The sequence below is a fragment of the Paenibacillus sp. FSL R5-0527 genome (assembly GCF_038008055.1).
Lineage (GTDB): Bacteria > Bacillota > Bacilli > Paenibacillales > Paenibacillaceae > Fontibacillus > Fontibacillus macerans.
The window spans coordinates 4,866,061-4,879,685 of sequence record NZ_JBBOYI010000001.1 but is presented as its reverse complement, the minus strand read 5'-3'; the positions used below and the strand labels follow the sequence as shown (position 1 = coordinate 4,879,685).

Below are 13,625 nucleotides of genomic sequence, written 5' to 3'. Positions count from 1 at the left end.
TACTGGAACGACAGAGCGTCGGCATTCAAAATAGCGGCACTTTATGTGCTTATTATCCTGAGCCAGGCATGTTCATCCTTATTAGCGGCATTTTTGTACTTATTTTTCTATGAATGGCCCAGAACGTGAGGATTTCCTGGCGACTCGAGAAAATAACGACATAAATTGTCTCTATTTCCCTCAAATGGACGAAAAACGCCTGAATAACGCCATTTTTTGCTCTTGTGTTTTTCGCTGGAGTATATCAGGCAGCCTGGGTTTGCAGGTTTTCACATAGTTTTATCGAGCGGCGTATTTTTTTGGACACACAAAGCTGAACTACACCTGGTACCAGTCCGGTCCGGGTGTGACACAGGAGGAACGCAGTTGAATCAATGGGAGAAAAGCCGTGGAAAGGATAAAAGCGGCGGGGACGATATCGTTGACATATCCGATGAGATGTTTTGGAAGGAAAGATTGCGGACGCCTGACCGAAAGGAATCCAGACAACTGGAAGGATCCAGACAAGTGGAGGGATCCAGGCAAGTGCAGGATTCCGTCCAGGTGGAGGACTCCGTCCAAGTGAAGGAATCCGGATTAGCGGCTTTTCCGGAAGATGGAGAGCTGGTCATTACTTCGGTGCAGGTGCTGAAGCGGCCGAAACATCGGTACCGGATTTTTTTCGGAGCGTACACGTTTGAGGTTCATGAGGATGTCATGATCAAATACCGCATGATCAAAGGGGCGGTTTTCACCAAAGCGGAGCTGGAGGAGATCGTTTCGGCGGATGAGCGACAGCAGGGGTATGCGGACGCTCTGACGTATTTGAGCCGGAAGCCGCGGACCGCGTATGAAATCTCCATGCGCCTAAAGGAAAAAGGCTGGGGAGAGGAAACGGTAAACGATGTTATCGGCCGGCTGCAAGCCGAAGGTTATCTCGATGACGCCGCATATGCGCAGGAATGGGCTGCACAGCGGGTGAAACTACGGGGGAAGGGAAAACTATGGGTGCGCCACGAACTGCGCCAGAAAGGGGTCTCCAAGCCTCTGATCGAGGACGCGCTGGGCGAAGTCAGCGAAGACGACGAATTCGCAAGCGCGATGCTGCTGGGGGCCAAGAAATGGCGCGGTACTTCCGGCGAACCGTTAGATAAAAAACGCAAGACAGGAGCTTTTTTGCAGCGCAGAGGTTTTTCCGGAAAAATCGTCTCAAAAGTGCTTCGGGAGCTCGGCCGCGAAGACGGAATGGGCGCTGAAGACGAGTGGGACGTGGAATAGCCGGACAAGACCGGAACTGGAGGGAACTCTTGTCATTTGCTTGACAATTTCTTTCATCAAATAATAAAATGATACTTGAATCCATATCGCTGAAGTCCCTTTTTTTCCTTCCAAAATTATGGGCTCCGAATGTGATTCTTGTTCTCCAATCATGAGGCCGATACTTCCGTATTTTCCGCGGAACCGTCATGCATAAGCATGAACCAGCTGAACTGAATGGGCATGTCATGTATTCTTAGTACGAATGATGAATGAGAAAAGTAACTAACAACTGCAAACATCCCAAGGAATGCCTTGGAGGAAACAACGGGGAGGTGAACAGATGAATCCTGTAATCTGGTTCGTTCTCGTTGCAGCCGCTTTATTCTTTGGGTTCGTGATCGGGTATTTTATTCGCAAATCTCTTGCAGAAGCTAAAATTTCCAGTGCGGAACACGCTGCAAGCCAAATCTTGGAAAACGCGAGAAAGGAAGCAGAGGCACTGAAAAAGGAAACGGTTCTGGAAGCGAAAGATGAAGTCCATAAGCTAAGAACCGAAGCTGATAAAGACATTCGTGAACGTCGGAATGAAATTCAACGACAAGAAAGACGATTGTTGCAAAAAGAAGAGTCGCTGGATAAAAAATTAGAATCGCTTGAACGTAAAGAAGAGCAAGTGGTCAGCAAGGAGAAACGGATCGAAGAAACCCAGCAGCAAATCGAGTTGATTTACAAAAATCAGGTTCAAGAATTGGAACGCATCTCCAATCTGACGATGGAAGATGCTCGCACGATTATTTTGAACAACGTTGAGCAGGAAGTCCGCCACGAGACGGCGCAGATGATCAAGGACATCGAACAGCAGGCGAAGGAGGAAGCGGACAAGAAATCCCGCGAAATCATCACGCTGGCGATCCAACGCTGCGCTGCCGACCATGTGGCGGAAACGACGGTGTCCGTCGTGACCCTGCCGAACGAAGAGATGAAGGGACGGATTATCGGGCGCGAAGGACGTAATATTCGTGCGCTCGAAACGTTGACGGGAATTGATCTCATTATCGACGATACGCCGGAAGCGGTGATTCTGTCGGGCTTTGATCCGATACGCCGCGAAATTGCCCGCACCGCGCTGGAGAAACTGGTGGCGGACGGACGGATTCACCCGGCGCGCATCGAAGAGATGGTCGAGAAGTCGCGCCGGGAAGTGGACGAACGCATTCGCGAATATGGCGAACAGGCTACCTTCGAGGTCGGCGTGCATGCTCTTCATCCCGATTTGATCAAAATCCTGGGACGCCTCAAGTTCCGGACAAGCTACGGTCAAAACGTGCTGAAGCACTCGATGGAGGTTGCGTACCTGGCCGGATTGATGGCCGGAGAACTCGGCGAAGATATCGCGCTGGCCAAACGGGCGGGCTTGTTGCATGATATAGGTAAAGCGCTTGATCATGAAGTGGAAGGATCTCATGTCGAAATCGGCGTGGAACTGGCTAAGAAATACAAGGAACATCCGGTGGTCATCAACAGTATTGCCTCTCACCACGGCGATTGCGAAGCGACTTCCGTCATCGCCATGCTGGTTGGCGCCGCAGACGCTTTGTCGGCGGCAAGACCGGGGGCGCGGCGCGAGACGCTGGAAACGTACATTCGCCGTTTGGAGAAACTCGAAGAGATTTCCGAGTCGTTCGAAGGCGTCGAGAAGTCGTTTGCCATTCAGGCGGGCCGCGAGGTTCGCGTGATGGTGCAGCCTGATAAGATCGACGATGCGGAAGCGTTCCGCTTGGCGAGAGACATTACCAAGAAGATTGAAAGTGAGCTGGATTATCCGGGTCATATCAAAGTTACCGTCATCCGCGAAACGCGGGCGGTTGAATACGCCAAGTAAAGGATATGCTGAAAAGTGGCCCCCTGGGGGGCCGCTTTTTCATTGCTTGACAACGCGGCTTCCCGTTGCGCAAGGCATTCGGAGATTATCGCAAGATGGCGAACGCCGGATACTGCATAAGGGTAGTCATGCCTAAGGAGGGAGCACCATTAAAGTTCTGTTTATCGGAGATATCGTAGGGAATACGGGGCGAAAGGCGTTGAAGGCGACGCTGCCTCATCTGAAGTCCAAGTACAATCCGCACATCATCGTCGCCAACGGCGAAAACGCGGCGGCCGGCCGGGGAATCAACGCCAATATCGCCAAGGAATTTTTTGAGCAGGGCATTCACGGATTAACGATGGGCAACCATACGTGGGACAATAAAGAGATTTTCGATTTTATAGACGAGGAGCCGCGGATGATTCGTCCGGCCAATTATCCCCCGGGCACGCCGGGCCGGGGCTCGATGGTCATCAAGGCGGGCGGCAAAGAGCTGGCGGTCGTAAACCTGATGGGCCGCACGTTTTTGCCGCCGCTGGACGATCCGTTCCGCAAGGCGGACGAAATCATCGGCCAGTTGTCCAAGAAGCACAAATGCATTCTGGTCGATTTCCATGCCGAAGCCACTTCGGAGAAGATCGCCATGGGCTGGTATTTGGACGGCCGCGCTTCTTTGGTGGTCGGCACGCACACGCATGTGCAAAGCAACGACGACACGATTTTGCCCCAAGGCACCGCTTATTTGACGGATGCCGGCATGGTCGGCTCCCGGGAAGGGATTCTCGGCATGGAGCGGACGGCCGTGCTGCGGAAATTTACCACCCAACTGCCGGTCCGGTTTCAAGTATGCGAAGGCAAATGGCATTTTCACGCCGTGTTCGTGGAACTGGACGAAGCGACCGGCCGGGCGCTGAAAATCGAAAAAATCCGTTTGCTCGAAGACGAGTGGCGGATGGATTGAAACCGGCCGATCAAGGCCTCCCAAAGTACAGCAAGGGAAAAAGAAGGAATTATTTGAGCTCTCACGAATATGTTCTAAGTAGTGGAATCAACCGATTATTCCCAGGGAGGTACTTGACCATGGAAGTATTAAAAGTTTCAGCAAAATCCAACCCCAACTCCGTTGCCGGGGCGTTAGCTGGAGTTCTTAGAGAACGCGGCGCTGCTGAACTTCAAGCCATTGGGGCTGGTGCACTAAACCAAGCCATTAAAGCTGTAGCGATCGCCCGGGGATTTGTCGCGCCAAGCGGTGTAGACCTCATTTGCATTCCGGCATTTACCGACATCGTGATCGATGGTGAGGACCGTACCGCTATTAAACTTATCGTAGAACCCAGATAAATGAGAATTATGATGACATGATGCCTGTTTACGACGTAACCCGACGTAGACAGGTTTTTTTGTTATTTTTAGAAAATGGGACAGGAGGAATCCGCTTTGAAATATCCGGTGATTGACTTTCATTGCGATGCTTTAAGCAAAATGATGCTTGACCCGGCGCTTGATTTTGCCAGCGATGAACGGCTGGACGTCAATTTGCGGCGAATGAAGGACGGGGGCGTTGCCCTGCAGTGCTTTGCGATTTTTCTTTCCGAACGTTTGGGAACACCGAAAATGGAGCATGTCCTGGGGCAGCTTGACCTGTTTCGGCAAAAAATAAAAACCCTCGGCGTGTCCGAGATCCGTACGGCGGAAGAGTTTGAGGCATTGGAGCGGAAAGGCGGAATCGGCGGCTTTCTGTCGCTGGAAGGAGCCGACGGGCTGGAAGGCAACCTGCATTATCTGCGAATATGCTATGAGCGCGGGGTTCGGTTTCTCGGCATTACGTGGAATCATGCCAATTGGGCGGCCGACGGCATAATGGAGCCCAAAGGCCGCGGGTTTACGCCGCAAGGCCTGGAGTTGGTCAAGGCCTGCCATGAACTTGGAATTATCCTCGACGTATCGCATTTGTCGGTCAAGGGGTTTTGGGAACTGGCGGAGCTGGCCGATCGGGCGGGAAAACCTTTTATCGCTTCGCATTCGAATGCTTATAGCGTCTGCGGGCATGCGCGGAATTTGCGCGACGATCAGATCAAGGAGATCGTCCGACTGCGCGGACGGATCGGAATCACCTTTGTTCCCTGGTTCGTCAAAGAGGGCCGAAACGTTTCGAGCCGGGATATTTTGCCGCATCTGGACCGGATTTGCTCGCTTGGGGGAGCGGGGACGATCATGTTCGGCTCCGACTTCGACGGCATCGAATCGCATTTGAGCGATCTGCGGCATGCCGGACATTACGCCCAATGGCAGGAAACATTGCTGAAATATTACCCGGAGGAGCTTGTCCGCGGATGGTTGTACGGCCATGCGGCCGCGTTCCTGCGGGCCTGGCTGCCCAAAGGCGAGAAAGCGCTTTAATCCATCCAATTGCGAGATCGAATTAATCGAAAACTACTATACGAAAAAGTCGAGAAAACGCTTGCTTTTTGTCCGGTGGAGACATAAAATTGACATGACTCTGAAACAGAATGTTCACAAAATGCGAGGCCAACAGTGAGGTCTCACACGTCTACATTCTATGAGTGTGATTTATAATTTTAGTTTCCATTGCGATACGATTAAAGGGGTGGGCGATCTTGATTAGTCAATTGTCTTGGAAGATCGGTGGACAGCAAGGCGAAGGGGTTGAAAGTACGGACCGGATTTTTTCGACGGCCTTAAACAGGTTGGGTTATTATTTGTACGGGTACCGTCACTTCTCGTCCCGTATCAAAGGCGGACATACAAACAACAAAATCCGGATCAGTACCAAGCCGATTCGTGCGATTTCCGACGACTTGGACATCTTAGTCGCTTTTGACCAGGAAAGTATCGACTTGAATGCCAAAGAACTGCGCAGCGGAGGGGTTATCGTTGCCGATGCCAAATTTAACCCCACCGTTCCCGAAGGCGTGGATGCCGGATTGTTCCCGGTTCCGATTACGAGCATTGCCGAAGAACTCGGGACTTCGCTAATGAAAAACATGGTGGCGTCGGGCGCATCCTGGGCGCTGCTCGGACTTCCGCTCGAGGTGTTCAACAAAGCCGTGGAGGAAGAATTCGGGCGCAAGGGGCCGGCCATTGTCGAAAAAAATATCGAAGCGGTTAAACGGGGCGCGGACTATGTGCTGGAACTGGCCGGCGGTCCGTTGGAAGAATTTAAGCTGGAGCCGGCCGACGGCAAGCAGAAACTGTTCATGATCGGCAACGATGCGATCGGCCTCGGCGCCGTAGCCGCGGGATGCCGGATCATGAGCGCGTACCCGATTACGCCTGCTTCCGAAATCATGGAATATTTAATCAAGAAATTGCCGAAATTCGGCGGCACCGTCATTCAGACGGAAGACGAAATCGCGGCCATTACGATGGCGATCGGCGCCAGTTATGGCGGCGTGCGGGCGATGACGGCCTCGGCCGGACCGGGCTTGTCTCTGATGATGGAGGCGATCGGCCTCGCCGGCATGACGGAAACGCCGGTCGTGATCGTCGACACGCAGCGCGGCGGTCCAAGCACGGGCCTGCCGACGAAGCAGGAGCAAAGCGATATCAACGCGCTGATCTACGGCACGCACGGCGAAATTCCCAAAATCGTGCTGGCGCCTAGCTCCATTGAAGAGTGCTTCTACGATACCGTTCAGGCCTTCAATCTGGCGGATAAATATCAAGTGCCGGTCATTTTGGCCACGGATCTGCAGCTGTCGCTCGGCAAACAGTCCTGCGAGATGCTCGATTACAACAAAATTACGATCGATCGCGGCTACCTGGTCAAGGACATTCCGGACCGCGAGGATTCGAGCATGTTTAACCGGTACGCCTTTACCGAAAACGGCATTTCGCCGCGGGTTCTGCCCGGGGAGAAAAACGGCATCCACCATGTGACCGGGGTGGAGCACGACGAGGCGGGACGCCCGTCGGAAAGTCCGGTCAACCGGAAAAAGATGATGGAGAAGCGGCTGCGCAAGCTGGCGAAGGTGGAAGTGAGCGATCCGATTCACCTGCAGGCCCCGCACGCCGAACCGGATCTGCTGATCGTCGGCATGGGTTCGACCGGCGGCACGATCGATCAAGCGCGTAAACAGCTTGAAGCGGAGGGCATCAAAACGAATCACATGACGGTTCGCCTGCTGCATCCATTCCCGACGGAGCTGGTGCTGCCGCAAGTCGCCAAAGCGAAAAAAGTCGTCGTGCTGGAAAACAATGCGACAGGGCAGCTGGCCAATCTGATCAAACTGCATGTCGGCCATCACGACAAGATCGCGAATGTGCTGAAATATGACGGAAATCCGTTCCTTCCTTCGGATGTTTACGAAGAATGCAAGAAGGCGGCCGGAAACAAAGCGCAGGAGGAGTTGGTGAAAAATGGCAACCTTTAAGGAATTCCGAAACAACATTAAACCAAACTGGTGTCCGGGATGCGGGGATTTCTCCATTCAAGCCGCTATCCAGCGCGCCGCGGCGAATGTAGGCCTGGAACCGGAGAACCTGGCCGTCATCTCCGGGATCGGCTGCTCCGGCCGGATCTCCGGTTATATCAACGCCTACGGCCTGCACGGGATTCACGGCCGCGCCCTTCCGATTGCGCAAGGCGTCAAACTGGCCAACCGCGATCTCACCGTGATCGCTTCCGGCGGCGACGGCGATGGCTTCGCCATCGGGATGGGGCACACGGTGCATGCGATCCGCCGCAACATCAACATTACGTACATCGTAATGGATAACCAGATTTACGGATTGACGAAAGGGCAAACCTCCCCGCGCAGCGGCGAAGGATTCAAGACCAAAAGCACGCCGGAAGGGTCGGTGGAATCGACGTTGTCCCCGCTGGAAATCGCTTTGGCGTCGGGCGCAACGTTTGTCGCCCAGTCCTTCTCCAGCGATCTGAAGCAGTTGACGTCGCTGATCGAGCAGGGCATCCAGCATGAAGGCTTTTCGCTGATCAACGTGTTTAGCCCGTGCGTCACCTTCAACAAGGTGAACACGTACGACTGGTTCAAGGAAAACATTATCAACCTCGATACGATTCCGGATTACGATCCGGCCAACCGGGCGATGGCGATGGCGAAGCTGATGGAAACGGGCAGCATGATTACCGGCCTGATCTATCAGAACAAGGAGAAGAAGAGCTACGAAAATCTGGTTCACGGCTTTAAGCAAGAGCCGCTTGCTTACCAACAGCTGGCAATATCCGAAGCCGAGTTTGACAATCTTGTAGCAGAATTTAGATAATATTTCGAAAGACGTCCTTTTTTGGTGGACGTCTTTTCCTTTTTGTACACAATAGGTGTATAATGGGTAACGATGTGAATCGTCATCGACATAGAGAATATACGAGGAGTGTTTGCAAAGATGAGTAAGACAGTACCTGTCGGCGTTTCTGCACGTCATATCCACTTAACCCAGGAGCACATCGAAATTTTGTTTGGCCAAGGCTATCAGCTGACCGAGTTCAAGCCGTTGTCCCAACCGGGGCAATTTGCCGCCAATGAACAGGTGGCCGTGATCGGACCGAAAGGACAATTCGATAAAGTTCGTATTTTGGGACCGGCCCGTCCGGCTTCCCAGCTGGAAATTTCCCGTACGGATTCCTTCGCGATCGGAGTGAAGGCGCCGGTTCGTGAATCGGGCAACATCGAAGGCACGCCGGGCATCAAAGTCAAAGGGCCGGCCGGCGAAATCGAATTGGACAAAGGCGTCATCGTCGCCGCCCGCCATATTCACTTCCATACCTCGGATGCGGAGAAATGGGGCATTAAAGATAAGCAGCTGCTGAAAGTCCGTTTGGGCGGGGAACGCGGTTTGGTGTTCGAGAATGTGATCGCGCGCGTTTCGGACAACTTTGCGCTCGACATGCATATCGATACGGACGAAGCGAACGCCGCCGGAGCCAAAACGGGGGACACGGCGGAGATCATCGACTAATCGCTTTGCTATGATCATAGATACACCAATGGAGAAGGGCTTGCTCCCGGCAGAAGATGTGCCGGGAGCAAGCCCTTGACGTTTTCCCATAGATTTAGCCTTCGGAGCGTTCGATCGCTACGGCGTGAGCGATGCACGGAACGCTTTCCCCTTGCTGGTAGGAGAGCGGAGAGAGCAGCGCGCCGGTGGCGACAACGAGAATCCGGTTTAGTTCGCCGCGCTTCATCTTGTTCAGCAGGTGCCCGTAGGTCACGACGGCCGAGCAGGCGCATCCGCTGGCCCCCGCCTGCACCTGCTGCTTTTCGTAATCGTAAATCATCATCCCGCAGTCTTTATATGTTGTCTCCTGAATGGGCACATTATGGCGTTTAAACAGATCGTTGGCGATCGCGTAACCGACTTTGGACAGGTCGCCCGTCACAATGAGATCATAGTAGGAGGGGGCGATTTCCAAATCCCGCAAGTGCGCTTGAATCGTGTCGACGGCCGCCGGCGCCATCGCCGCTCCCATATTAAGCGGATCGGTAATGCCCATGTCGACCACTCTGCCGATGGTGGCCGCCGTCACCGAAGGCCCTGTCCCCTTCAGCGATACGACGGCCGAACCGGACCCGGTGACGGTAAATTGCGCTGTCGGCGGTTTTTGCGAACCGTATTCCGTCGGGTAGCGAAATTGCTTCTCAACGCTGGCGTTATGGCTGCACGTGCCGGCCAGCGCGTATCTGGCGCCCCCCGCGTTCACGACAAAGGAAGCGAGCGCCAGGCTTTCCATCGAGGTGGAGCATGCCCCAAACATGCCGACATAAGGAATGCTTAACGTCCGGGCGGCAAAGCTGGTGCTGATGATCTGGTTCATTAAATCGCCGCCGAAATGGAAAGAAATCTGCTCTTTCGTCAGGCCGGCATTTTCGATCGCCAGCTTGGCCGACTCCTCCATCAGAGTTTTCTCGGCTTTTTCCCAGCTGTCCTGCCCCAAATACAAATCGGCGTGGATGATGTCGAAATCTTCGGCGAGCGGTCCCTGGCCTTCGAACGGGCCAACGACGGTGGCGGTGCTGATGATTTTCGGTTTGTTCTCAAACACCCAGCTTTGATGTCCCTTCAGCATGTCAATGACCTCCTCCGGCGTAGCCCGGAACGAAGATGGCGTAGATGATCCCGACAATAAACGCCGCTACCGTGCCGAACACGACGACCGAACCGGCCAGCTTGAACATCCCGGCGCCGACGCCAAGCACCAATCCTTCGGCGCGGTGCTCGATGGCGCAGGAAGCCATCGAGTTAGCAAAACCGGTCACCGGCACGGCCGTCCCGGCCCCCGCCCATTGGGCGATCTTGTCGTAGACGCCGAGGCTTGTCAGCAGAACGGACAAAATAACGAGCACCGCCACCGTAGGGCTCGCCGCCTCTTTTTCGCTCATTCCGGCGAAATGAATAAAAGCCTGGCGAATGCATTCGCCAAGCAGGCAGATCAGCCCGCCGACCAGAAACGCCCGGACGCAGTTGAGGGCCACCGGGCGCTTCGGCTCATGCGAATTGGCCAGCCGTTGGTATTGCTGCTGCGTTGGCGTCAGTTTTTTGTTTTGTTTCTTGGCCATGATCCCATTCCTCCTTCGTTTACGATGATAAGAGCGGCTTGACGCCTTCGATGACCTTTTGCAGGCGGTTCGAGCAATCGCCGTACAGCTTTTTGGCTTCGCCCTCCTCCGACGAAAGGGCAAACATTTCCAGATCGGCTTCGCATTTTTTCAGTTCCGCCAGCAATACCGCCTTTTCTTGCGGCTGCGGCACCATCAGCTGATCATCGTACAAATCGGCGTAAAATTGACCGTACGCATCCACTTGCCCCAGGTTGACATTGTCGAGCGAGACGCCGAGCTTCTCCAGCTGGGTGTTCAGCCAATGCCGGTTCAGCCCCATCGTGGCGAGCGGCTCGTCCATGATTTTTCCGTCGATGATGACCGTTTGCGGTTCGGGTTCGGGGGAAACTTTGATGCCCAGATCGGAAGGGGTCAGCGGCAGGTATTCCTTTTTAGGCAGCGCGTTGATTTCCCCGTCGGGCTCGATTACGGCGAATTCGACCTCGGCGACTTTGAAAATGTTCTTTTTGCGCAGTTGGGCCATCAATTCCTCGTTGGTGAGCCTTTCTTTTTTCAAATTATCCTCCATCACCTTGCCGTCTTTGATCAAAACGGTGCCTTTGCTGTCGATCAAATCCCTGGCCTTTTTGCTCTTGAGCTGCAGAAATTCGATGCCAAAGGACACGGCAAACCAAACGGCGACGGCAATGATCCCCAAATACCAGTGGGTCCCGATATCGAGGGAGATGTAAGCCGTGATGCTGCCGATGGTGATTCCGGTGATATATTCGAAAAAGGAAAGCTGGGAAACCTGCCTTTTCCCAAGCAACCGAGTAAGCACATATAAAACGACGACAGCCACCAGCGTTCTAACTATGACTTCCAGCCATACCGGCATGCGGATACTCCTTTCGGCTTAGTGCTTTTGTCAAAAATCGGGTTGAACTAAACCCATTATGCGCGAGCCAAACCACTTTTACTAAATACAAAATATGGAAAAATAAAAGCCGCATGAAGATTCAGTTAGCAGGCAAAATTATGCTGTGTCTTAACGATTTTGCATTTCAAAGGTGGTGAAAAACATGACGGTGGCAGCACAAGTCAAAACGACGCTGGCTTCTTTGAAAAGCGCTCAGGCCAACCTTGAGCAATTTGCGCTGAACACGCAAAACCAACAAGCCAAAAACCTGTTCACGGATGCCGCTAAACAGACGCAGCAAATCGTGACTCAAGTGGAAAGCCGCGTACAGCAGCTGGAAAGCGAAGAGCCTCAATATAAAGGGTTCTAAATTGAATTTTGCGAAGGAAGGCCCGTTCTTTCATAGAGCGGGTCTTTTTCTGGATATCGGCAAGGAACCATGCTATAATTTAGTGTAATGCCTTTTTCTAGATATGAAGAATCGTCCATTGGGACCGCAAATAGATAGATTGAAGGAGTGAGCGGGCATCATGGCTAAGGAAACGAAAGATTATTCCAAGTATTTTGATTTTTCGGACGCCCGGGTGATATCCGAGGATGAACGGGGCAAGAAGATTAGAATCCGCGGAAGAGACATTCAGATTTTATCCGAACCGAATCACCGGATGGAGAAGCAGCGGGGCAAGGAAAACGTTCAAGTGCTGTACGAAAATGCCGTTCCGGAGGAGCTGAAGGGCCTCGGCACGGGCAAACGGTACATTGTATATACGTTTGGCTGCCAAATGAACGAACACGACACCGAAACGATCAAAGGCCTGCTGGAGCAAATGGGATACGCGCCTACGGAAGACCGCAAGGAAGCCGACATTATCCTGCTGAATACCTGCGCAATCCGCGAAAACGCCGAGGATAAAGTGTTTGGCGAACTGGGCCATCTGAAGGGCTTAAAGACGGAGAAGCCCGATCTGCTGCTCGGCGTCTGCGGCTGCATGTCGCAGGAGGAAGGCGTCGTCAACCGCATCCTGCATAAGCACGGGTTTGTCGATATGATTTTCGGTACCCATAATATACACCGTTTGCCGCATCTCATTCAGGAAGCGCTGTTCAGCAAGGAGATGGTCGTCGAGGTTTGGTCCAAGGAAGGCGACATCATCGAAAACCTGCCGAAAAAACGCGAGGGCATGCGCGCTTGGGTAAACATCATGTACGGGTGCGACAAGTTCTGCACCTATTGCATTGTGCCGTTTACGCGCGGCAAGGAGCGCAGCCGCCGTCCGGAGGACGTGATCGCCGAGGTGCGCGAGCTGGCGCGTCAAGGGTATAGAGAGGTGACCTTGCTCGGGCAGAACGTCAACGCTTACGGCAAGGACTTTACCGACATCAAGTATACATTTGCCGATTTGATGGACGATATCCGCAAAATCGATATTCCGCGCGTTCGCTTCACGACGTCGCATCCGCGCGATTTCGACGATGCGCTGATCGACGTGCTGGCCAAGGGCGGCAACCTGGTCGAGCATATCCATTTGCCGGTGCAGTCGGGAAGCAGCGAAATCCTGAAGAAAATGAGCCGGAAATATTCCCGCGAGCATTATCTGGAGCTCGTCCGCAAAATCAAGGCGAAGATTCCAAGCGTCGTGCTGACGACGGACATTATCGTCGGTTTCCCGGGCGAAACGGAGGAGCAATTCGAAGAGACGCTGTCGCTCGTGCGCGAGGTCGGCTACGACTCTGCATATACGTTCGTTTATTCACCTCGTGAAGGAACGCCGGCGGCGGTGATGGAAGACAACGTGCCGCTCGAAGTGAAAAAGCAGCGGCTGGCGCGGCTGAACGACACCGTAAACGAATTCAGCCGGCGCAGCAACGACGCACTACGCGGCCAAATCGTGGAAGTGCTGGTGGAAGGCGAAAGCAAAAACAACCCGAACATGCTGTCCGGCCGCACCCGCAGCAACAAGCTCGTCCATTTCGAAGGCGGCCCGGAACTGATCGGCAATTTCGTCGATGTGGAAATTACGGACCCGATGACATGGTTTACCAAAGGGGTCCTCGTATCGCAAACCGCCAAGATGGCGTAAGT

Annotated in this window: 13 protein-coding genes; 10 read left to right on the top strand and 3 right to left on the bottom strand. The window is 53.5% G+C overall.

Going from position 1 to position 13,625, the window contains the following annotated elements; genetic code table 11:
* Positions 1-366: 366 nt before the first annotated feature.
* From NYE69_RS21520 to pduL, 8 genes are all read left to right on the top strand, one after another.
* On the top strand, positions 367-1,257 hold the full coding sequence (locus tag NYE69_RS21520; RefSeq protein WP_340927894.1) for a regulatory protein RecX: 891 nt from the start codon (positions 367-369) through the stop codon (positions 1,255-1,257).
* A gap of 322 nt (positions 1,258-1,579) precedes the next feature.
* The gene (rny, locus tag NYE69_RS21515) at positions 1,580-3,121 is read left to right on the top strand and encodes a ribonuclease Y (protein WP_036622391.1); all 1,542 of its coding nucleotides are present in this window, start codon (positions 1,580-1,582) and stop codon (positions 3,119-3,121) included.
* A 148-nt stretch (positions 3,122-3,269) separates the two neighbouring features.
* A complete protein-coding gene (locus NYE69_RS21510; protein WP_340930481.1) occupies positions 3,270-4,064 on the top strand; it encodes a TIGR00282 family metallophosphoesterase in 795 nt (264 codons plus the stop codon).
* 119 nt (positions 4,065-4,183) lie between these two features.
* Positions 4,184-4,444, top strand: a complete 261-nt coding sequence (locus tag NYE69_RS21505; RefSeq protein WP_006286829.1) for a stage V sporulation protein S — start codon at positions 4,184-4,186, stop codon at positions 4,442-4,444.
* A 96-nt stretch (positions 4,445-4,540) separates the two neighbouring features.
* Positions 4,541-5,503, top strand: coding sequence for a dipeptidase (locus tag NYE69_RS21500; RefSeq protein ID WP_213511145.1), 963 nt, complete (start codon positions 4,541-4,543; stop codon positions 5,501-5,503).
* A 218-nt stretch (positions 5,504-5,721) separates the two neighbouring features.
* Entirely contained in the window at positions 5,722-7,497 is a 1,776-nt protein-coding gene (locus NYE69_RS21495) for a 2-oxoacid:acceptor oxidoreductase subunit alpha (protein ID WP_213511143.1), read from the top strand.
* Positions 7,484-8,350: a 2-oxoacid:ferredoxin oxidoreductase subunit beta gene (locus NYE69_RS21490; RefSeq protein WP_155619478.1), complete on the top strand. Its 867-nt coding sequence runs from the start codon at positions 7,484-7,486 to the stop codon at positions 8,348-8,350. The genes NYE69_RS21495 and NYE69_RS21490 overlap by 14 nt, the downstream gene beginning before the upstream one ends.
* 120 nt (positions 8,351-8,470) lie before the next feature.
* Entirely contained in the window at positions 8,471-9,043 is a 573-nt protein-coding gene (gene pduL, locus NYE69_RS21485) for a phosphate propanoyltransferase (protein WP_155619477.1), read from the top strand.
* Positions 9,044-9,137: 94 nt separating this feature from the next.
* Here pduL and spoVAD read toward each other — a convergent pair whose 3' ends face one another.
* From spoVAD to NYE69_RS21470, 3 genes are read right to left on the bottom strand one after another with little or no spacing between them, the layout of a single operon-like run.
* On the bottom strand, positions 9,138-10,151 hold the full coding sequence (gene spoVAD, locus NYE69_RS21480; RefSeq protein ID WP_340927841.1) for a stage V sporulation protein AD: 1,014 nt from the start codon (positions 10,149-10,151) through the stop codon (positions 9,138-9,140).
* Position 10,152: 1 nt separating this feature from the next.
* The gene (gene spoVAC, locus NYE69_RS21475; protein WP_278738317.1) at positions 10,153-10,641 is read right to left on the bottom strand and encodes a stage V sporulation protein AC; all 489 of its coding nucleotides are present in this window, start codon (positions 10,639-10,641) and stop codon (positions 10,153-10,155) included.
* A gap of 19 nt (positions 10,642-10,660) precedes the next feature.
* Entirely contained in the window at positions 10,661-11,521 is an 861-nt protein-coding gene (locus NYE69_RS21470; RefSeq protein ID WP_278738318.1) for a DUF421 domain-containing protein, read from the bottom strand.
* Positions 11,522-11,705: 184 nt separating this feature from the next.
* On the opposite strand from NYE69_RS21470, the gene NYE69_RS21465 reads away from it, so the two are divergent.
* Together NYE69_RS21465 and miaB are read left to right on the top strand one after the other, a co-directional pair.
* Positions 11,706-11,912 (top strand): DUF1657 domain-containing protein, encoded by a 207-nt coding sequence (locus NYE69_RS21465; protein WP_036622410.1) that lies wholly within the window; start codon positions 11,706-11,708, stop codon positions 11,910-11,912.
* 160 nt (positions 11,913-12,072) lie between these two features.
* Positions 12,073-13,623, top strand: a complete 1,551-nt coding sequence (miaB, locus tag NYE69_RS21460; protein WP_278738319.1) for a tRNA (N6-isopentenyl adenosine(37)-C2)-methylthiotransferase MiaB — start codon at positions 12,073-12,075, stop codon at positions 13,621-13,623.
* Positions 13,624-13,625 lie beyond the last annotated feature (2 nt).